This is a genomic window from Agrilactobacillus fermenti, assembly GCF_021030645.1.
GTDB lineage: Bacteria > Bacillota > Bacilli > Lactobacillales > Lactobacillaceae > Agrilactobacillus > Agrilactobacillus fermenti.
In genome coordinates, this window is record NZ_JACGCJ010000005.1 from 19,306 (window position 1) to 39,856 (window position 20,551).

Annotated in this window: 24 protein-coding genes; 15 read left to right on the top strand and 9 right to left on the bottom strand. The window is 39.8% G+C overall.

All coding sequences use genetic code 11. The annotated features are described in order from the left end of the window. Nucleotide 1: 1 nt before the first annotated feature. Nucleotides 2-799 carry an alpha/beta hydrolase gene (locus tag FHQ08_RS02435; protein ID WP_230912800.1) on the top strand — a complete coding sequence of 266 codons (798 nt, stop codon included), beginning with the start codon at nt 2-4 and terminating at the stop codon, nt 797-799. A 107-nt stretch (nt 800-906) separates the two neighbouring features. Here FHQ08_RS02435 and FHQ08_RS02440 read toward each other — a convergent pair whose 3' ends face one another. Further along, nucleotides 907-1,272, bottom strand: coding sequence for a hypothetical protein (locus FHQ08_RS02440; RefSeq protein ID WP_230912801.1), 366 nt, complete (start codon nt 1,270-1,272; stop codon nt 907-909). A 72-nt stretch (nt 1,273-1,344) separates the two neighbouring features. Beyond that, nucleotides 1,345-2,139: a tyrosine-protein phosphatase gene (locus FHQ08_RS02445; RefSeq protein WP_230912802.1), complete on the bottom strand. Its 795-nt coding sequence runs from the start codon at nt 2,137-2,139 to the stop codon at nt 1,345-1,347. A gap of 169 nt (nt 2,140-2,308) precedes the next feature. Between FHQ08_RS02445 and FHQ08_RS02450 the strand changes: the two genes are divergently transcribed. From FHQ08_RS02450 to FHQ08_RS02460, 3 genes are all read left to right on the top strand, one after another. After that, a complete protein-coding gene (locus FHQ08_RS02450) occupies nt 2,309-3,451 on the top strand; it encodes a glycerate kinase family protein (RefSeq protein ID WP_230912803.1) in 1,143 nt (380 codons plus the stop codon). A 78-nt stretch (nt 3,452-3,529) separates the two neighbouring features. Next, nucleotides 3,530-4,009, top strand: a complete 480-nt coding sequence (locus tag FHQ08_RS02455; protein ID WP_230912881.1) for a universal stress protein — start codon at nt 3,530-3,532, stop codon at nt 4,007-4,009. Between the two features lie 77 nt (nt 4,010-4,086). Then, complete coding sequence (locus FHQ08_RS02460; protein ID WP_230912804.1) at nt 4,087-4,662, top strand: DNA-3-methyladenine glycosylase I; 576 nt, start codon at nt 4,087-4,089, stop codon at nt 4,660-4,662. Nucleotides 4,663-4,839: 177 nt separating this feature from the next. Here the strand turns inward: FHQ08_RS02460 and FHQ08_RS02465 are convergent, their stop codons facing one another. Beyond that, nucleotides 4,840-5,019, bottom strand: coding sequence for a hypothetical protein (locus FHQ08_RS02465; protein ID WP_230912805.1), 180 nt, complete (start codon nt 5,017-5,019; stop codon nt 4,840-4,842). 183 nt (nt 5,020-5,202) lie between these two features. Between FHQ08_RS02465 and FHQ08_RS02470 the strand changes: the two genes are divergently transcribed. After that, nucleotides 5,203-5,700, top strand: a complete 498-nt coding sequence (locus FHQ08_RS02470; RefSeq protein WP_230912806.1) for a hypothetical protein — start codon at nt 5,203-5,205, stop codon at nt 5,698-5,700. Here FHQ08_RS02470 and FHQ08_RS02475 read toward each other — a convergent pair. The 3 genes from FHQ08_RS02475 to add all read right to left on the bottom strand — a co-directional run bounded on the left by FHQ08_RS02475 (nt 5,697) and on the right by add (nt 7,635). After that, nucleotides 5,697-5,930, bottom strand: coding sequence for a hypothetical protein (locus FHQ08_RS02475; RefSeq protein WP_230912807.1), 234 nt, complete (start codon nt 5,928-5,930; stop codon nt 5,697-5,699). The genes FHQ08_RS02470 and FHQ08_RS02475 overlap by 4 nt on opposite strands. 156 nt (nt 5,931-6,086) lie before the next feature. Continuing rightward, nucleotides 6,087-6,572 carry a glutathione peroxidase gene (locus FHQ08_RS02480; RefSeq protein WP_230912808.1) on the bottom strand — a complete coding sequence of 162 codons (486 nt, stop codon included), beginning with the start codon at nt 6,570-6,572 and terminating at the stop codon, nt 6,087-6,089. Between the two features lie 43 nt (nt 6,573-6,615). Next, nucleotides 6,616-7,635 carry an adenosine deaminase gene (add, locus tag FHQ08_RS02485; protein ID WP_230912809.1) on the bottom strand — a complete coding sequence of 340 codons (1,020 nt, stop codon included), beginning with the start codon at nt 7,633-7,635 and terminating at the stop codon, nt 6,616-6,618. A gap of 133 nt (nt 7,636-7,768) precedes the next feature. Here add and FHQ08_RS02490 point away from each other — a divergent pair, with 133 nt between their 5' ends. From FHQ08_RS02490 to FHQ08_RS02500, 3 genes are all read left to right on the top strand, one after another. Further along, nucleotides 7,769-9,064: a thymidine phosphorylase gene (locus FHQ08_RS02490; protein WP_330166063.1), complete on the top strand. Its 1,296-nt coding sequence runs from the start codon at nt 7,769-7,771 to the stop codon at nt 9,062-9,064. Nucleotides 9,065-9,137: 73 nt separating this feature from the next. Further along, nucleotides 9,138-10,301 (top strand): baeRF6 domain-containing protein, encoded by a 1,164-nt coding sequence (locus FHQ08_RS02495; protein WP_230912811.1) that lies wholly within the window; start codon nt 9,138-9,140, stop codon nt 10,299-10,301. Nucleotides 10,302-10,442: 141 nt separating this feature from the next. Continuing rightward, nucleotides 10,443-11,033 carry a type 1 glutamine amidotransferase family protein gene (locus FHQ08_RS02500; protein WP_230912812.1) on the top strand — a complete coding sequence of 197 codons (591 nt, stop codon included), beginning with the start codon at nt 10,443-10,445 and terminating at the stop codon, nt 11,031-11,033. A gap of 20 nt (nt 11,034-11,053) precedes the next feature. Here the strand turns inward: FHQ08_RS02500 and FHQ08_RS02505 are convergent, their stop codons facing one another. Continuing rightward, on the bottom strand, nt 11,054-12,319 hold the full coding sequence (locus FHQ08_RS02505; RefSeq protein WP_230912813.1) for an MFS transporter: 1,266 nt from the start codon (nt 12,317-12,319) through the stop codon (nt 11,054-11,056). A gap of 97 nt (nt 12,320-12,416) precedes the next feature. Between FHQ08_RS02505 and FHQ08_RS02510 the strand changes: the two genes are divergently transcribed. After that, entirely contained in the window at nt 12,417-13,241 is an 825-nt protein-coding gene (locus FHQ08_RS02510) for an Rgg family transcriptional regulator (protein ID WP_230912814.1), read from the top strand. A 185-nt stretch (nt 13,242-13,426) separates the two neighbouring features. On the opposite strand, the gene FHQ08_RS02515 is transcribed toward FHQ08_RS02510, so the two are convergent. Next, nucleotides 13,427-13,612: a hypothetical protein gene (locus FHQ08_RS02515; protein ID WP_230912815.1), complete on the bottom strand. Its 186-nt coding sequence runs from the start codon at nt 13,610-13,612 to the stop codon at nt 13,427-13,429. Nucleotides 13,613-13,666: 54 nt separating this feature from the next. On the opposite strand from FHQ08_RS02515, the gene FHQ08_RS02520 reads away from it, so the two are divergent. The 3 genes from FHQ08_RS02520 to FHQ08_RS02530 all read left to right on the top strand — a co-directional run bounded on the left by FHQ08_RS02520 (nt 13,667) and on the right by FHQ08_RS02530 (nt 17,795). Beyond that, entirely contained in the window at nt 13,667-15,010 is a 1,344-nt protein-coding gene (locus FHQ08_RS02520; protein ID WP_230912816.1) for a metallophosphoesterase family protein, read from the top strand. A gap of 186 nt (nt 15,011-15,196) precedes the next feature. Continuing rightward, nucleotides 15,197-17,107, top strand: a complete 1,911-nt coding sequence (gene asnB, locus FHQ08_RS02525) for an asparagine synthase (glutamine-hydrolyzing) (protein ID WP_230912817.1) — start codon at nt 15,197-15,199, stop codon at nt 17,105-17,107. A 73-nt stretch (nt 17,108-17,180) separates the two neighbouring features. Beyond that, nucleotides 17,181-17,795 (top strand): SAP domain-containing protein, encoded by a 615-nt coding sequence (locus FHQ08_RS02530; protein ID WP_230912818.1) that lies wholly within the window; start codon nt 17,181-17,183, stop codon nt 17,793-17,795. Here the strand turns inward: FHQ08_RS02530 and FHQ08_RS02535 are convergent. Then, complete coding sequence (locus FHQ08_RS02535; RefSeq protein WP_230912819.1) at nt 17,755-18,165, bottom strand: winged helix-turn-helix transcriptional regulator; 411 nt, start codon at nt 18,163-18,165, stop codon at nt 17,755-17,757. The genes FHQ08_RS02530 and FHQ08_RS02535 overlap by 41 nt on opposite strands. A gap of 94 nt (nt 18,166-18,259) precedes the next feature. Between FHQ08_RS02535 and FHQ08_RS02540 the strand changes: the two genes are divergently transcribed. The 3 genes from FHQ08_RS02540 (at nt 18,260) to FHQ08_RS02550 (ending at nt 20,497) form a co-directional block, all read left to right on the top strand. Continuing rightward, on the top strand, nt 18,260-19,288 hold the full coding sequence (locus FHQ08_RS02540) for a zinc-binding alcohol dehydrogenase family protein (protein WP_230912820.1): 1,029 nt from the start codon (nt 18,260-18,262) through the stop codon (nt 19,286-19,288). 664 nt (nt 19,289-19,952) lie between these two features. Then, a complete protein-coding gene (locus FHQ08_RS13280) occupies nt 19,953-20,132 on the top strand; it encodes a hypothetical protein (RefSeq protein WP_230912821.1) in 180 nt (59 codons plus the stop codon). Next, the gene (locus FHQ08_RS02550) at nt 20,126-20,497 is read left to right on the top strand and encodes an NUDIX hydrolase (RefSeq protein ID WP_230912822.1); all 372 of its coding nucleotides are present in this window, start codon (nt 20,126-20,128) and stop codon (nt 20,495-20,497) included. The genes FHQ08_RS13280 and FHQ08_RS02550 overlap by 7 nt, the downstream gene beginning before the upstream one ends. Nucleotides 20,498-20,551 lie beyond the last annotated feature (54 nt).

Here is a 20,551-nt window from a genome sequence, read left to right on the forward strand (position 1 = left end):
CATGGATAAAATTGAAGTTTCAAAAGATATTAGTTACGTTGCTGCCCTAAACTTGAAATTAGATGTTTATCAAGATCCAACCAGCGATCCTAAGGGGGCTATTATTGACATCCATGGCGGTGGCTGGTTTCGAGGTGATAAATCTAAAGACGCAGACATTGCTCGTCAATTTGCTGCAGCAGGGTATCTCGTACTTGTGCCTAATTACCGTCTGGCACCGAAAGACTTATATCCTGCTGCCGTAGACGATATTGAAAGTGTCTTAAACTGGCTGGAAGCTTCTGATTATGAGTTTAGTCATCAAAAAGTTGGTGTTTTTGGGTCATCAGCAGGCGGAAATTTAGCTGCTGAAATGGCGATACGAACGCACCTACCAGCCGTATCTTGGTCAGGTGTCTTTGATATTGAAGATTGGTTAAAAGCACATACTGAGGTTGTGCCAGCAATGGATACAACGCAAGATTTTAATCAAGCAAGTGCTAAAATCGATCAGGGTGGGGCTAATGATGCCTTTTATAAATGGTTTATTTTAAACTATACGACTCAAGACCCGCAAAAAATTAAAGACGCTTCGCTAATTAGGCGCGTGACTTCAAGCACAGCACCCATGCTTTTGATCAATGCCTTGAATGAATTGATTCCTGTGAGTGGCGTTTTGAAAATGCAAGCAGCTTTATTAAAATACCAAGTACCTGTTTGGACGCAATTTGTATTAGGTTCGCAACATGCTAAAGGCTATATGGCGCAAGCACTGGCACCGACTTTAGCATTTTTTGATGCTTTTGTAGCTCAAGACTAACTTTAAATGTATAACGCTTAAACTAAAAAATCGTAAATAAAATAGCAGATAGAGACAAAACAAAAGTTTTATTTCCATCCGCTATTTTGTTTTAAAGATGTGTTAAGTTAATCGGTAAATTGAAGTTGACATGTTTTTGAGGAAAAATCAATATTAACGCTCAGATGTCGATTTAAATCGGCAACAACTTTTTGACTAAAGGCAACCTTATCTTCAAAAGTGGTTATATCCGCTGTTAAAGCATTAGACTGAAAGTCATAATTACTGCTAATAAAAGAAGGATCCGTTACAAACCTCAAATTATTTTCCATGTGAAAAGACCCTGGTGCTAAAACAGAATTGATGTAAGTAAATAGTTGCTTTGGTGTGTAATTTAATGGTTGCTTTAATAGAGCTTGTACTTTGAAATCTGTATAAGCGTCAATTAGGGCGCCATTGATCGTAACTTGGGTTAATGCCTGATATAATTTCATCGACTTTTCCCCCCTAAATCATATATTTTAGGTTAAACATGTTCCAATTGGCGACACGTTTTGGAACCCGCTTTAATCTAAATAAATTTTCTGCAAATCTTGCAAGTCTGAATCATTTAAACCTAAAACTTCTTTGAGATAATTTATAGGTGTTCCAGCAATTTGTTCAATTTGCGTTTCGGCAGCATGAATAAAATCGATATTTACGGAAACTAAATTATGGACACTTTCGATCATTTCTGGTGTGGCATGGTTCGCTCTAAGCTCTGCCAGAACAGCATCAATTTGCTTCTTATAGGTTTGATTGGTCAATAAATAGTCTTGTTCGATCGTCTTTTGATCGACACCCAAGGCACTTAATAAATAAAAGGCGCCCATACCTGTACGATCTTTACCAGCAGTACAATGAAAAAGCAGCGCATGATTTTCTTGGTCGTTAGCCAGTAATTCTGCAAAGAATTGACGATAAGCAGCTTGTGATCCGGCTTGGCGCACCATGTTTTGGTAGACACGTATCATCCGCTTGTAGCCGGTATTCGGCTCATAGCGCAGCTCATCTTCTAATTCTTGCGGTGTTTTGGAATTTTCAGTTTCATCAACGGCAAAAACAGGGATGTGTTTATAAGTTGCTCCTGTTGGTAATTTGTCAGGTTCTTTTACTTTTTCATCATTAGAACGGAAATCAACATCAGTGATCAAGCCATAATCATGTAGATAGGCGAGGTCATTGTTATCTAGTTCATTTAGCTTTGCGGAACGTAAGATTTTATGGTATTTTACATGCCGGCCATCCTTGGTCGTATAGCCACCAAGCTCGCGAAAATTAATGCCAGATTCTAAAGGCAAAACGCGCTGGTTGTTTAACATGAAATCAATCCTCTCACTAGAAATTTTAATTGGCATAATATGAGTTTGACGCACATGTTACCATATTATAGAATAACCGATTTTTATAAAATATAAAAATAATTTCCATCTTTTTGTAAAGGGACTAAGCTCAATACTATAAGGTGGATCTTAAATTTAAGAGGTACTTATGAATATCGTCATTGCAATGGATAGTTTTAAAAATTGTTTGCCTTCAGAAGCCGCCGGTGAAGCTGTTGCTCAAGGGATACATGCATTCAACCCGGAAATCGTGACCTCAGTCTTTACGATGGCCGATGGCGGGGAAGGTACTTTAGCGACGATTCAGGAGAACATTGGTGGAACTGTTCATGTCAAACCAATTGTTGACGACTTTAATCGTAATCGGACAGCACAATATCTGGAAACTGAAATTGATGGCGTTGCGACAGCGGTTATTGAATCGGCTCAAGCCGTTGCCTTAGCTTTTTCAGAGCATATGAATAATCAGGCACGCTATGAGGCAACAAGTTTTGGCTTAGGCCAGTTGATCTTGGATGCGATCGTTAATGGCAATCGCCGGGTTATTGTCACTCTAGGCGGTAGTGGGACTACGGATGCTGGGTTAGGCATGTTACAAGCATTAGGCGCTGTGATTTATGACGATCAAGATCATATCATTCCAAATGGTGTCAACCCGTTAATTGATTTTGGGCACATCGATCTTACCAAGGCACAAGAACTTGTTAGTGAGATTGATCTAGAGATTGCACCAGATGTTTCGGCTCCGTTGACTGGCAAGCAGGGGGCCGCCTTATTGTTTGGCAAACAGAAGGGCTTAAATGAACAACAAGTTCGTTTTTTGAATCAAAAATCGATTTTATTTGCCAACCAATTGAAACAAGATTCCGGTCAGGATGCCGCGGCACTACCAGGTGCTGGCGCGGCTGGTGGTATTGGAACGGGGCTATATGCTTTGGGGGCAATCTATAAGCAAAGTGGCTTTATGACATTAGCCGAATTAACAGGCGTTGGGGCGGCCATCCAACAAAGTGATCTGGTTATTACTGGTGAAGGCCGCTTAGATCAACAGACACAGTTAGGCAAGGTGCCAGCAGGGATGGCTGAATTAGCTCATAAATATCAAAAGCCGATCATTGCGCTTGTGGGACAGCGGCAAGCTGATTTAGGCGAATTAGAGAAACAGTTTGATGGTATTTTGACCATTCAATTAGGACCGCTTCCTTTACAAAGTGCTTTAACAACCGAAAATGCGACGAAAGGATTACAAACAACTGCTAAGGAAGTATTAAAAATTTTCACACTTCGGTAAACTTCATAGGGTCTTTGCTTGAATTGCAACGGGCAGTAGCTTATTCTTATATTGTAGGAAGAAAGCGAGATGATCACGATGTTGCAAGAATACAACAATATTTTGGTTCCCGTCGATGGCTCTAAAGAAGCGGAATTAGCCCTTCAAAAGGCTGTCCAAGTAGCTAAATTAAATAAAGCACATGTAGATATCTTAAATGTACTAGATACCAAACAATTTATTGGCGGTTATGGTGGTATGCTTTCTGGAGATGCCATTTACCAGATTTCTGAGGATGCTCAAGACTACTTGAGTAATCTGGCTGACGAGATCAGAAGTAAGAACGATTTATCCGAAGATGATTTATCGATCCACGTTCGTTTCGGCAATCCTAAAACGGTTATTTCTGTTGATTTCCCTAGAGATCATAAGAATGATTTAATTATGATCGGAGCGACTGGCTTAAATGCTGTTGAGCGAGTCCTCGTAGGTTCTGTAACAGAATATGTCAACCAGCATGCGTTATGTGACGTTTTGATTGTTAAGACGGACATTGATAACAAAACGCCAAAGAAATAGGTAATGGTTATAAAAAATAAGGTTCGATCACAGAGTGTTTTTCTGCATCGGATCTTATTTTTTTGGAGGGATTTTAAATGAATTCAAAGTTTGATCCGCGAACGATTCCATGGCCCTTGGACACGCCAGAAATTTTGGCATATTCTCGAGACGAGTGGGGGCAGCCCCTGCATGGAGATCAGAAATTATTTGAACTATTGACCTTAGAGATCTTTCAAGCAGGGTTACGCTGGCAGTTAATTTTAGAAAAACGGTCTATTTTAAATGCGGCCTTTCATCACTTTGATGTTAAAAAAGTTGGAAAAATGACAGTGGCTGATGTAACCGAATTAATGACTTGGCCTAAAATGATCAAGAATCGGCGTAAAATTATGGCGACAATTGATAATGCGAAAGTCATCCAACGCATACAAAAACAAGGGAGCAGCTTAGATGCCTATCTTTGGAATTTTGTGGGTCATGAACCAGTACGCACCAAGCCTCGCGTGGTGGCAGATGTGACACCAACCAATCATTTGTCAGTGCTGGTCGCCAAGCACATGAAAAAAGCCGGCTTCAAATTTGTTGGGCCGACGATCATTTATTCATTCATACAGGCAGCGGGTCTAGTTGATAATCACTTAGTCGTAGGTGCCGCAAAAGATGGTCAATAGGACGGTTAAGACTTGAAAATAATACGCCATGTTAGATTGGTGCTCGAAAACTAACCGATGATTCTCACGCTCTAAACGCGTTCCAAGGGTAACGACTTCACCTAACCTTAATTATTTGCTGAAGCTGGCGCTTCATCGGCATAATTCGGTTAGTGCTCCAAAGCTAAACAGCTTCACTCACGCTCTGCGTCGTTGTAATTTTAAGAGGTTAGGGACATTGGTAATGTGTTGTCCAGGGCGCAAAGCTAAAATGTAGCCATCTTTTAAGGTCATTTTATAAGTGATTTCATAGGTTAGTTTTAGTGGTTTACCACGGTAATCATAGATTGGTAAATTTTTATAGTTGGTGGTTAGCATTTTCTCACGTCCTTTCAAACAATTAATGGTAAATGTTTCATTAAGTTAAGTATAAGTTTTTCAAAAGAAGATAGCCATGATTTTGTCTAAAAGATTCTTTTCTAAAATGACATGAGGCTCAACTTTTGCTAGAAAAGCAATAATGGTATGATGAATATATTGAATAATAGGCGGAGGACAATCATGCAACAAGAAAATATCGCTCAATTAGCGGACTGGCTAGAAGCTCATAAAGACGGGATTGCCGATCGTAGTACAAAATTAGATGTTACGGAAGTTTTTGCGGTGATCGATAGCTTGGCTGTATTAAATCAGCCGGTGACCGATTATTTAGCAATGACAGAAGATGCGTATGACGAAAAAGAATCCGATCACAAATTCACGCTGGATACTGGAGACACTATACTAGCGGAATTGAAGGACCGGATTCTCATTAATCATGTGGATGGTGTGACTGATGAAGGTGAGTTAAACTTCAATTATAATCACGAAGATGCCTTTAAAAGCGGCTATCAAGTCAAAACCGATTTAAATATTTTGACTTATGGATTTGAAGTTGTGGGGGCAGCCGCAATCTTAGTTGATCCGGCAACCTTAAAACAAAATCTTTCTAAAGATGCTGTTGTCAGTCTTGGTATTGCGGCTAACAGTATTGACCGTTGGCAGCAGCGAAAAAATTAAACGACTGACAGCCAATCATCTTCAAGTAATTGATGTTTCGTTTTAGATACAGGGATCCAGATTTTGGCGTTTTTGATTTTTTCAAGGATGCGCCAGAAGAGCGGATCCTTTTTTTGTTTTGCGGTGGGTTTCACTTGGACAACATGTCCGGTTTCAGTTAGTGCGTATATATTTGGGTAATTAATATCAAATAGCTGAGTTGTAATAATACCTTTTAAGTCTGATGTCATATTGCATCGCTCCTTATGATTACTACAATACAGTTTAGATGTTATTTAATTCGGTTAAAAGCGTGAAAAGTATGAGATAAAAATCAGTCTTTATGTTGAATTTAAAGGCTGATTGTGAAGAAAAATTAGGTTATTGTTTTCAGAAAATAGAGTAGCCTATCTGGCGGCCGTTTCATTTAAAAGCTTTGTTAATACCGGTTCAATTGCTTCGGGTGTTTCTTTGGGTTCAAAGCGCTGCACGATGTTACCTTCAGGGTCGATCAAGAATTTTGTGAAATTCCATTTGATGGCCTTGCCAGTTGAGTTGTTGATCAAATAATCATAAAGCGGGTCTTTTTCTTTGCCACGGACTTTGATCTTAGCAAACATTGGGAAAGAAACGCCATAATTCATTTGACAAAATTCTAAAATTTCATTATTTGAACCGGGATCTTGGCGCAAAAATTGATTACAAGGAAAGCCCAAGATCTCAAAATTTTGAGCTTGATGATTTTGATATAATTTTTCTAGACCTTCGAATTGAGGCGTGAAACCACATTTACTAGCTGTGTTAACAATCAATAGTGTTTTACCACGATAATCTGCGAGCTTTTCCTGTTTACCATCGATGCGTGTTTCTTCAAAGTCATAAATTGATGTCATCTAGATAGCCCCTTTCACAAATAAAGTTGTTGTCAATTTAATTTTACGCGTAAGCTTGTTTAAAAGCCATGGTTAATGCTGTTTTTTCTTTTGAATCACAGAAAGCAGCGGCAATACCAGCCAAATTAAACGCTAGAAATTGTGCCTTATCCGTGCCAAAATGGTCTTGGAAGCGACTGTATTCTTTAGTCAGAGTCGTGTTAGAAACAGTGCGGTTGTCAGTATTTATGCAAGCGCTTAACTTGTTCTTGATAATCAAATCATAAGGGAATTCAGAAATGGCATTGATTGCCTTTGTCTGTAAATTGCTAGTCAAACATAATTCCAGACAAGTGTGATTGGCTTTAATAAATGTGGCCAGTTCAGGCTCTTGGTAAAGGGCTGTCCCGTGACCAATGCGTTTAGCACCAAGTTTGATGGCTTCATAAATATTATGGGCGCAATGACATTCTCCGGCGTGAAGGGTCATTGCCAAACCGTGTTGGTTCGCAAACTCAATTGCTGGTTTTAAAACATCTGGGGGAAAGTCAGCTTCATTGCCGGCAAAGTCGATCCCAGCTAAGTGGTGACTGCTTTGAAAGGGCAAAGCGGCTTGAAAGGCATCAATATTTGCTTGATTTGTTAGTTGCCGCATCCCACAAATTAATAATCGACCCTTGATAGGCAGCGATGACTCGGCTTTAGCGATCCCAGTGAGGACGGCTTGAATAGCGGTACTCAAGGTCAAGTCTTTTTCGATTGAAAAAGCAGGCGCAAAGCGAATTTCTATGTAACGGACATTTTCCGCAGCTGCTTGGCGCATGACATCGTAGGCTGCTAGCTCCAAGGCCGGTGCTGTTTGTAGTAACGGCGCAACAAAATCGAATTTTTCTAAATATTCTACGAGACTCGTGATTTGGTCATCAACTTGCGTCAGTTTGGTTAGCGCTTGATCATCGGCGGGGACCGTAATACCAGCCATTTGGGCTAACGTTCGAATCGTGTGCAAAGATAGGGAACCGTCTAAGTGACAATGAAGTTCGATTTTTGGCAGTTGTTTGAGTGTTTCGATAGATAAGGACATGTATTCGCCTCCGTTAGCATAAAATATAAAATAACCTTACAATTAATTCAACTATATCATTTAAGTTACAACGATTGTTCAAAACCAACCATTCCGATAAAAACTGAAGGATGTGCGACTTATGTCAGTATCAATGTTAGAAATTATCGCTAAGAAACGAGATCACGGCGAGCTTACAGCAGATGAAATCAATGACTTTATTGAGGGCTATACTAGTGGACGGATTCCAGATTATCAGGCTAGTGCCTTATTAATGAGTATTTATTTGAATGGGATGAACTTTAACGAGGCGAGCCATTTAGCCATGGCTATGCGTGATTCAGGTGAGCGCTTAAATTGGCCTGCTGAATTGGGTCCCTTGATTGATAAACATTCGACTGGGGGTGTGGGCGATAAGATCAGTTTAATTTTGGCGCCAGTAGTGGCAGCTTGCGGCTTGACTGATCCAATGATCGCGGGGCGTGGTTTGGGCCATACTGGCGGTACATTGGACAAGCTGGAAAGCATTCCTGGTTTTCGGGTGGATCTGACTGCTACAGAGTTACATGCGGCCCTACTTAAATCAAAAATAGTAATCAACGGTGCAACTGGCAGTTTAGCACCCGCAGACAAAAAGCTGTATGCATTGCGTGACGTGACTGGGACGGTTGCATCTATCCCATTAATTGCAAGTTCGATCATGAGTAAGAAACTTGCGGCTGGAATCAATGGCTTAGTAATGGACGTGAAGTGTGGACAAGGTGCCTTTATGAAACAGTTGCCTGCTGCCCAAGAATTGGCTCGAACATTGGTACGCATTGGTCAAAATGCCGGCGTCAAAATGACAGCTGTTATTACAAATATGGATGCGCCGTTAGGTTTAGCAATCGGGAATAGTCTGGAAGTTAAAGAGGCATTAGCTGTTTTACACGGACAAGGGCCTAAAGATATTCGGCAGTTGACACTGGCTTTAGCAGCGCACATGTTAGTGCTAGGAAACAAAGCGAAAACTTTTAAGCAAGCCTACCAGCGAGCAGGGCAAACTTTAAATGACGGCTCAGCCTTTGCTGCTTTCCGACAAATGGTAACAGTACAAGGCGGTGATACGCGTTATGTAGACCGGCCGGAACTTTTCCCAGTAAGTCAGCAGCAAGTGACGATTACTGCAGCTAAGCCAGGCTATTTAGCGGCGATCGACAGTTATCAGCTGGGGATGGCTGTAGTTAAAATGGGTGGTGGCCGCTTAATAAAAGGAACCCCAATCAAACATCAAGTCGGTATTGTTTTAGCCAAGAAAGTAAGTACCACTATACAAAAAGGCGATTTATTAGCCACCGTTCATTGTGAGGGTATAGATGATGATTTATTAATAGAGATTCAAAATGCTTTTCAGATAACGGCTGCACCAGTGACAGCAGAACCTTTGATTTTAGATACGATCAATTCTTAAAGCCTTTTCATTTCGAAAGTGGGTTGAGAATGATAGAATTATATTAGGAAATAAATAATTGGAGGTAAAGTTTATGGCATTAAATGATGATCTGAAACGTTTGGTTCAAGATGCAACGCGCTCTGAGGAAAGTCCATACGTTTCCATTTTTATGGCGATCCACCCCAATGATACGAACATTCAAAAAGATAAATCTCAGTTTAAGAACTTAGTAGCTGAGGCTGAAAAGAAATTTACTGAGCAGTATCCTAAAAAAGACTGGGCTGTTTATCAAGAAGAATTTGATTTGATTAGTTCTGAACGAACATTAGGCCGTAATGGGTACGAGGGGATGGCGGTAATTGCCAGCAAAGACCATGTCTTTCGTTACTTTTTGACTTTTGAACCAGGCAATTCCAGTTTTGTTTCCGATAATTTATATATTTTACCAATTATTAAGGATACCCACTTTAGCTTGGACTATGACTTGTTACACATTGATCGTGAAGGCTTTGGTCTATATCAAGTACGTGATGGTCTGCTGACGACAGTTGAGTTGCCAGAAACGGCACCGGCAGATTTCAAAGAAGCTATTAAAGACCCACTGTTAGTTGGAGATAATGCTCAGATACATCCAGAGCACTCCACTGAAGATCAATGGGAAGAAACTAATCGTGGCCGCGGTGGCTTAGATGCGACCGTGGACGATAACTTGGCACGTTACTACAAAATCGTAGATCAATATGTACGTCAGAATTATACCCTGCGTGAACATGTACCATTAGTTTTGCTGGGTAACGAAGAAGTCCAACATGTGTTCCGGACGATCTCAAAAAATGGGATGTTGGAAAAACATATTCACATTACCAAAGTGCCACCAAAGCTAGATCAGGCTTCATTGATGAAGCTCAAAGCGGAGATTGGCTCACAATTTAATCAGCAGACGAATGATCGTGTTTTACAAGCCCTAGATGATGCGCGCTCTGGTGGTCGTGAAGTATCTGGAACTGATAATGTGATTCAGGCTGCAATTGAAGGCCGAATTTATCAGTTATTGATTCGTGATGACACTTTTGAACCAGGAATCATCAATTTAGACATGCAAGTTGATACGATTAGCAGTCAAGCGACTGAGCATAATTTGCTCAATGATATTGCCGTAATCGTTTTAGCCTTTGGCGGTCGGGTTGATATCTTAGCTGATGAAGATATGCCATTGGGTCAAAGTGTGATCGGTTTGTTACGTGGAAAAGCTTAATTGTTTCACGTGAAACAGTAATGATCATTAATCGAATTTCTATATTTAAAAAGCAGCCTTTTGATATGTGGCTGCTTTTTATTTTGGCTTGGTGAAGCGTGTATAATTAAAAACAAACGATTAATTGAGGAGAAAGTTATTTTGAAAAATGCGTTGTTTATTATGTTAGACGAATATGCTGATTGGGAAGGTGCCTATCTTGCTAGTACTTTGAATCAACTGAGTGATTGGCAAGTTGCCACGGCTTCTCTGAAAAGTACCGTGACATCAATTGGTGGATTTAAAACTAAAGTAGATTATTTAATCCCAGAAGTCCCTCAGAATTTGAGTTTATTGGTTTTGATTGGCGGCAATTCGTGGCAGGTAAAAAGTCCAGAATTGGTACAATTGATTAAACAACAATTAATATCACAAACACCGGTCGCAGCGATTTGCGGGGCAGTAGATTTCTTAGCCCAAAACGGTTTGCTAACTGGGTATAGGCATACGGGGAATGCCCAATATCTATGGCAAGACTTTTCTAACTATACGAATGCGAATGACTTTCGTGAAGTTCAAGCAATTAGTGATAAGAACCTTGTGACTGCCAATGGGACCGCAGCTTTGGCGTTTACAAAACTGGTCTTAGAACAATTACATTTCTCACCCGAGACAATTAAACAAAGTGTAGAACTGCATCAGCTGGGATTTTATGCTTATACTGCAAAATATGGCAATCCGTATTTAAATTAAAAAGGTTTGATAGTTCATAACTAGTTCAGTGTAGTCGAGTTCGTTTGTCTATGTAAAATCAAATAGCTCAGCGATAGTAACATTAGCCCATAAACGCCCAAACAGTAGTATGAAAACGTCAGACCGAAGTTTGCTAGTACTGGAAAAATAAAACTTGTCAGTGGTGGGGTTAAGACTAATAGTGAGTTGACGGTTGTCACAATACCCCCTAGACGTTCAGCGGGATAGTGATTGATGATCATTGTGGAAAATCGAGGGGAAACAATACCGAGTAACAAAGCGGTTAAGCTTGAACCTAATAGAATAATATAAAGCTGATTCAAGATGAACCCTAAACTTGTGACGACAATGAGTAAATTTGCATAATGACAAAGGACATGAGTGGTAATATTACGCCAGATTTTTAAACTAAGGGCACTGCTGATAATCAGGCCTAGTGTGATCAGACTAGATAATAAAGAAATCGTAATGGCTCTTGAGAAAATAATTACTTTTGTCTTTTGCAAGAATAAGACAAAAATGGGTGTTATTCCACCAAAGAAACCATTGATTAAAGCAAGCTGACAAAGATCGTTCAAAGCTTTCTTATTTGTAACCAATGTTTGTAAGTTTTCGACAACGAGCCGCCAGACGGGTCTTTTGGAAGTATGGTCAATTATTTTGTTTTCTGTCGTCGCAAAGTGGGTACTTAGTAAGCCAAAGAAAACACTAACTAATAAAAAAACACCGGCATTGATTACTGCAATGGTTTTAGCAAGGAAAATAGTTAAAAGTAACGAGCCGCCTAAAGTAGCTAAAACGTTAACTAATTGTGAAGTTATGCTAACTAGGCCTTGAGCTTGAGTCATATCATCAGCTGAAACAAGTATTTTGGTGAAGGGCGCTGATAAGGCTGAACTATAGTTGCCAAATAAGTCGGAAATAAAGTTAAGCGTGGCAATAATGACTATAAGTGATAAAGTCGAGCGATAGTTTAAAAGTAAGCCAATGCTTAGGTACAAGAGTGCCCTAGTCAGTGAACTTTGAATCATCCCGCGAAATTTGCGAGGCTGTTTATCAGCTAAATTACCTAGAATGATACCCATAAGAATTGGCACTGTTTCAGAAATTGAAATGATCATTACAGCAATATTTGCTTGAGGTAACGCAGCTGCTAGTGTCAACATTGTTGTGTAGAATAAACGATCACCAATTTTAGAAAAAAGATTAATACTCGTTAGCTGAGTAAATTGCTTGTTTCTTTTGATGAAGCCGAATTTTGAGCGCTTAATCAAGAACTTTTGCATACAGAAAACCACTCCTTTTAGGCTAAGTTTGCTATATAATAAGAACAATAAATGCTATAGCAAACTTTTGTTTACCTAATTTATAGGAGTGGTATTCATGTATGGGCCAATAATCAAGCAGATTCGACAGGACAAGGATTTACCGCTTAAAGCAGTTTATACAAACGTTTGTTCAAAGACGAATGCAATTAAATTTGAAAATGGTGATCGTGTCCTAGCAGCGGATAAGTTTACCCAAGTATTAAAAAATTTATTCATCAGTATGGCAGAGTTCTTATGGATAGCAAATGGTTATAAGCCTAAAAATGAGGCGTATCAACACTATCTAATTCGTCAATCGTGGAACGCTGATAAAAAGCGTATTTTTGAAACGCAGGTGGCTAACTTAGAACTATCTGATGTGAAGATCCAAAGAATTCAGTTAGCAAGTTATTGCTTATTGAAAAACCATGAGCAAAATATTCCGTTAGATCAATCTGAACTGGAACTTGTTGTGAATTATTTTACCAATTTATCATCTTGGACATTAAGTGATGTTAAGTTTTTTGCAAATAATGGCTATGTGCTGCCTTACCCGTTGATGGTAACGCTATTGGGAGAAGTTCTTAAAGTTCAACAATGGTATCGTTTTTTTGAGAATAGCGAGGCAATATTTGCGGCAGTTTTGGTGAATTGTGTTGATCGAATGATTAGCGCAGAAGATTTTGATAAAGCAAAAGCAACACTTAAGATGTTACAAGAATTAACGGTCGGCATTCCAATGGCTGGCTACAGACTTCTTTCAAAGTATTATCGTGCTAAAATCGAGTTTTTAAATGGTGATGCAGCAGTGGGCAGAAATTCATTGATTGAAATTAGAAAAGCATCAGAATTTCTTGGTATAAAGCAAATTGTAGATGAAATAACTAGCTTGTTGCTATAGTAGACCGTTAATAAATCAAACTTACGTTTAAGGGTAGTAAGTAATATGAATATTTTAAATATCAATAAAATCAGGCCAAACTAAAAGGCCAGCGACTAATATCGCTGGCCTTTTAGTAGGTACTTATAAGTTTAAAGAAAAGTAATTTGATTCGCCGATTGTTTTTACTTTGATAAGCACAATATTCAACTGAAAAATAAGTCTCGAAGTCCGAGAGCTGCTAAAATAAAAACTAGGATACCTAATTTAGCCACCCGGACTGGTCCAATACCAAAAATACCATGGCTAAACTCGAGAAAAATCACGAAAGCACTCAACGCCGCACCAATTAAAAGTAGGATGCCGCGTAAGAAATGTTGCGAACGGCGCATAGGATCACCTGCCTAACGTTATTATAGGTAAGAAGTCATAAAGGAGTGTCTGCAATGGGGTTATTCACGAAATTGTTCCATAAAACGCAAATCGATGTGACCCAACTTGATCGAATCAAACAAGTTGGGACTTATCAAGTTAAAATCGCACAAACGAATTTAGGTGTGACGCCCGGACCATATCTATTGGAAGTTAAACCTGGGCCCATACAATTATTATACCCGATTCAACTAGCTGATGATCTGACAGGGACGCGTTATTTTCGCAGCTACAGCCACCAATTTAAACGCTATAATAGTTTTATTGATCTTAGCGATCAACAGCGCGCTTGGGTCAAGCAGTATCTGACCAAGTTAGGCTTGTCCTGGCTGGCGCAATGCACGCCGGATCAATTAAATATTGGGGTAGTCACGGATACCCATGATAAAGCCGACCAAAATAAAACTTATTACGGCACAAATGGGTTACGCCACGTTCAAGAGCTGAATATTTTAGCTGATCTAGGTTTGCTGGATTATAAAGCGCATTTGGGCGATATGATCGATGGTAGTGACGCGCCGGCAATTGCGCAACAACGATTAGTCTTGATCACTACCGCCTTAGCGCAAGGACCAACGCCGTTCTTAGTAGCAGAAGGTAATCATGACGCTAACGATAAATACGATGAGCACACCGACCATCACCGGGCCAGTTTTGAGGCAGACACGTTTGCTAATATCGTGAACCGCCGCTTATTTGCCCAGCCACAAGTACACCGGCCAAATGAAAAGGCCGATGTTTATTATATTGACAAGGGGCCTATACGGGTAATTATGATCAATACAAGTGATGTGCCTTATCAGTTGAAAGCCGACGGGACTAAAGTTTATGATTTTAAGTTAACCAAAGCGATTCGGCAGCAACAATTTCAAGATATCATCGCTATTCTAGCACACAGTCAACACAAAACAATTATTTTCATGGGCCATGCGGATCTGTTGGATCCTAAAGGTCGCAATGGACTAGCTTATAATGGTAAGACATTGCACGAGCTTTTTCGGGCATTCAATGCTCATCAAAAAGGCAAGATTCATACCCGGCATAAAAAAACTGATTTTCAAGTAAATGCGGCTTTTGATTTTACCAATAACGACAGTCACATCAGCGCTTACATCTGTGGTCATCGGCATAAAGAAGCAACTTATAATTATGATGGCATTCAATATATCCTATTGAATTGCTCGGCACTAATGGGTCGATATCATGGTCTCACAACGAAGTACAATCAGCATTGGCACCGCAAACAAGGAAAAATCACTGAATTTGCGGGGTACGTCTTGAATATTGACGGGGATCAGCGCCAATTACGGGTGTTTGGTTATGGTGCTGCTTCGCCTTTGCAAAAATTTAAGGTTTAAAGTCTTGTAAATCGTTATGAAAACAAGCGTGGTTGATTGACATGTTGCGCCAGTCTTATATAATACAGGAGTGACTGTAAAAGTATAAAATTTGTATGAAATTAAGTTGTTTGTGAATAAGCAGAGGTCGGCCACAAAACGTTCATTTTGTCCCGACCTCAAGTATAGATAGGGGATTTACTTGATATGTGTGGAATTGTCGGATTCGTTGATAAGACAATGCTCGATAAGAAACCGGTCATCAATGACATGATGGATATGATCAAACACCGGGGTCCCAATAGTTCTGGTGAATATGTGAATGACGATGTTGCATTGGGTTTTCGACGCCTAAGTATTATTGATCTTAAGGGCGGCAGTCAACCTATCTTAAATGAAGATAAAACCAAAGCCATCATTTTTAATGGCGAAATTTATAATTTCCAACCGATCCGCGAAGAATTAATCAAGGCGGGCCACGTATTCACAACTCATGCCGATACTGAAGTTTTACTCCATGGCTACGAGGAATATGGCATCGAAGGTCTGCTTAAGAAGATTCGAGGGATGTTTGCCTTTTTGATCTGGGATGATACGAAAAAGGAATTAGTCGGGGCTCGTGATTTCTTTGGGATCAAACCCATGTATTATTACCATCAAGATGGTACTTTTATGGTAGGTTCTGAGATCAAGTCTTTCCTTAAAAACCCTAAATTCAAAAAAGAATTAAATAAAGAGGCATTGCGGCCTTATTTAACTTTCCAATATTCGGCTTTAGACGAGACTTTCTTTAAGAATGTCTATCGGGTACCTGAAGGTCATTATTTCACGTTGAAAGATGACAAGTTGACGATCAAAAAATATTGGGATATTGATTTCAAAGCCAACCATCTATCGTTAGAAGATACGATCAATGCCATCGATGCCTCTATCAAAGATTCTGTGAATGCCCATCGCATCAGTGATGTAGAAGTCGGTTCACTCCTATCTAGTGGGGTGGATTCTAGTTATGTCACTTCCGTTTTACGGCCAGAGCACACCTTCTCCATTGGTTTTGATGATAAGAAATACCATGAAGGAGTTGCTGCTAAAGAATTAGCAGATCATTTAGGCTTAGAAAATAAGAGTGATGTGGTTACGGCTAAAGAAGCCTTCAAGAACTTCCCATTGATCCAGTATCATTTGGATGAACCTGATAGTAATCCATCTTGTGTCCCACTTTATTTCTTAACGAAATTGGCTAGTAAAGATGTGACTGTTATTTTGTCTGGTGAAGGCGCCGATGAATTGTTTGCTGGCTATGCAAACTACGGCTGGCACTCTCATTCTAAAGCGATCCGTGTCTTTGCCCAAGGTTTGAAAAAATTACCAAGAGGGGCTCGGGCTAAGATTTCGCATGGCTTACGCAAAATGCCGAACTTCCATGGCCGCTTACATCTATATGAAGCTACGGCACCGGCTGAAGAATTCTTTATTGGGGAAGCACGTATTTTCCATGAAGGTGAAGCAGCTCAGATCTTAAAACAAGATTACAAGCAAAGTGCTACTGTTGAAGAGATCGTGGCTAAGAGCTATAAAAAAGTACGGCATTATGACGATGAAGTTAAAAAGATGCAGTATCTTGATATTCATCAATTTATGCCAAAAGATATTTTACTTAAGGCTGATAAGTTGAGTATGGCTAACTCAATGGAATTACGGGTTCCGTTCTTAGATAAAGAAGTTGCGCAAGTTGCAGAAGGTATTCCAACGAAGTATTTATTAAATTCTAAGGATAGTAAGTATGCATTGCGCATGGCTGCTAACCGTCATTTACCAGAAGCTTGGGCACGCCGTGAAAAACTTGGTTTCCCTGTGCCAGTTAGTGCTTGGTTACATGATGAAACCATCTATAATGAAGTACGCGACATGTTTGCGGCTGACTTTGCGGCTGAATTCTTTGATCAAACCGCCATCTTGAAGATGCTTGATGATTACTATAATGATCAAGGGGCCAATGATGATCGGCGCAAGATCTGGACAATTTATACATTCTTAGTATGGTATAAAGTCTATTTCTTAGATACTGAGAAGCCTGAATTCATCCCTGATGAAGATAAAGTTGTAGCTGCTAATTAGGTAAATACAAAAAAATAACCGCCTAGCATTTTAGTCTAGTAGCGGTTATTTTTTATGAAACGAGATGAATCCTATGCAACGACCAAAATTCGAAACACTGAAAAATTATCAAGAATTTCAAAAATACTATTGGTATCGCCAAGAGTTAGTCACGATTTGTAAAAAATTAGGGATTGAGTATCAAGGCACCAAAGCTGAATTGAATCATTATGTTCAGCAGTATTTTAGTGGCAATATCATAAAACATCACCCTAAAGCAGCAACACAACTAGAACACCCGCAAACATTAAGCTTGGCACTGCCATTACTGGCTTGTGGATTTGCTTTTAATCAGCGTTTTAGGAACTTCTTTGCGCAACAAACGCAACAAGAAAATTTTCACTTCACAGCTGATATGGCAACGGCTTGGCGGCGGGTCAAACAGCAAAAAGATCGAACTTTTACCTTGCAGAATATGCTTGACATTTACCAAGGCAAAACCACGAATGATCATTATGATCATCGCATTTGCCAATGGAATAACTTTGTTAAAGCATTTTGTGCAGATCAGGCCAATCAAAAATTTCACCCGAAACTAAAGGTAGCTGCTATTCTTTGGCAAGTCGTGAAACAATCGGAACAACCCAAAGTTTATTCGCGAGACCTGATTAAAGCAAATTGGGCTTTGGTAAAGGCATATCAAGCTTAGACTTTTTATCCTCGTTAGTGTCTAGCTGTTGAGCTTCTTTTGTCATATGTGCATTATAGTAATCCCCCCAAGTTGCCATGGCCGTAATCACTGGCTTTAACGTTTTACCAAATTCAGTTAGAACGTAAATTGGCCGATTGGCTGTATTCGTGGGGATCTTAGCAATAACCTGATCGTGTTCTAATTCTGCAAGTTGAATCGCTAACATACGATGGGAACAATCTTTAATCTTTCGTTCTAAATCGCTAAAGTGACAATTGTGATCAACGAAAAGATGATATAAGATCACACTTTTCCACTTGCCTGCAATGATCTGTAAGGTACTCTCCACAGGACAGCCTGCTTGGCAATCATAAATATGTCGTTTCATCATGCCATCTCCAAATGATTAAGTTGGTAACTTTTACTTCACTATTATTCTAGCCGTATTTGTTTTAGATTAACAGTGAAGGGAGTTTTGAACGATGAAAGCAATTGGGTTTATCGAACACTTACCGATTGAAGATCCAAAAAGTTTACAAAGTTTTGAAGTGGCAACGCCAAAGATACTGCCCCACGATTTATTGGTGGCGGTCAAAGGTGTCTCTGTGAATCCAGTGGATGTGGGTGTTCGCCGTGGCGGTCACGGCACTTTGAAGCAGCCGAAAATTATTGGCTGGGATGCTATTGGGACAGTCAAGGCTTTAGGTAGCGCTGTACAAAATTTTCAGGTGGGTGATACCGTTTATTATGCGGGGAGTTTTAAGCGCCAAGGCAGCGATGCCCAGTATCAAGCTGTTGATTCAAGATTGGTTGGGCATGCCCCTAAACAATTGACGGCTGCAGAAGCAGTGACCATGCCGCTAACAAGTTTGACGGCTTGGGAGGCTTTGTTTGAAAAGTTAAATATTGATTTAAAGGCTAAAACTGAAAATCAGCAACATATCATTTTGATTATCAATGGCAGCGGTGGGGTTGGCTCTGTGGCGATCCAATTAGCAAAGCTGGCTGGTTTAAAAGTAATTGCGACAGCTTCACGGCCAGAAGCGATTAAATGGGTCAAAACTTTGGGTGCAGATCGCGTCATTGACCACCATGCAGATCTTGTCGCTCAAGTTCACAAGCTAGGTATCCAATATGTAGATTATATTTTGGGCCTTGCTAAACTAGAAGCCCATTGGCAAGAAATCGCGACTTTGATCAAACCAGATGGACAAATTGCATCGATTACTGAAAATCGCAAATTGATCGACTTACAAGCTTTAACTAAGAAGCGGGCAACTTTTGCTTGGGAATGGATGTTTAGTAAATCCTGGTTTCAAACCGATAATATGGCTACCCAAGGGGCGATATTAGATCATGCGGCAGCGTTGTTAGATACAGGTAAATTAAAGTCAACGGTCACGAAAACTTATACTGGCTTGTCTGCTAAAAACTTACGGCAAGCGACAAAAGCTGTTGAGTCTGGACACATGACTGGGAAGGTCGTTGTGACAGGAGATTGGGTGGATTAATCAGGTGGGATGTGAGACAAAAGACTGTTTTCCCGTTTGAGCGATTCATCGTTAGGCGAGGCCCTTTTCTTCTGGCACACATTTAAAATTAAATTATTCGTAACAGAACAGAGAGCCGAAACAAAATAGTCATCTTGTTTCGGCTCTTACTAGTTATTCAATTATTTTAATATGGGGCTATTTTGATGCCCATTCAACGCCATTTAAACCACCAGATCAATCCCAAAATAACAATTGTCGCCGCAATAGAAGTTATGGTCTCTCGACGTGTTGATTTACGAACACTAATCGTCACATGTCCCTTTTTTGATTTGTATAATATCATAAGTTAATTTTCCCCCCAAGAGATATATTGAATTATTGTCGATTTTGCTATTCATTGCTATGGCCGCCAAAAGGCATTGATGACAGTCATAATTAAATTAAATACTGATAAAACTAAGGCTACAATCATAATCTTACTGGTTTTTTCTTTACTTTTATGATGCCGCATAACATGACCTCCCGATATTGTAAGGACTGATATATTCAGCTAAATTATATCATGAGACCAGGCTAGCTGTGTCGTTTATTTACTTACCAAGTATTTCCAGCTGGATTATTGGTTTTTAGGGTTAATGCGCGTATATTAAGGCTATTCATTTAGTAATCGGAGGTGGCTTGGATGTGTCAAAAGTTTCATCGTGCTTTTGGTGTCTACGGCATCGTTTCTAAAAAAGAGCAACTACTAGTTATCAAGAAAAATGCTGGGCCTTACATCCTCTTTTCAATCGGAAATATCCTCGGTCTAAACGTGTTCCAAAAGGCAACGACCTCACTTAACGACGAATCACTCAAATGGTAAGTCCACCATTTGTCGTGATTCTCGTTAATGCTCAGTCGCTAAACGCCTTTTGTCTCACTCTTGCCCAACAGCTGGGCACAACTAGCTTCCGCTATCCTTGGCATTATCAGCGCTGGCACTACAATCAGCATATCTGTGTTTTTTATCAGATTTTAAAATACCAAGGGCAAGTGGCGGCACGGGTTGCTAATTTCACAGGACAAGATTCTTTAGGTGCTGGCTTTTTGCCGTTAACTGAATTGTCCTTAGATAATGCCTCACCACTTGTTCTCAAGGCGAAAGATTTTGTTCAACAAGGTTTAACGTTTGATGCTACTGATTGGACTTACCAGCATTGGCCGATCTTGTCCCAGCCTGTCTTTTGAAATCTATTTTCGGTTATGGCGTTAGGTGTGTTTTGATTACGAATATTTTTGGCA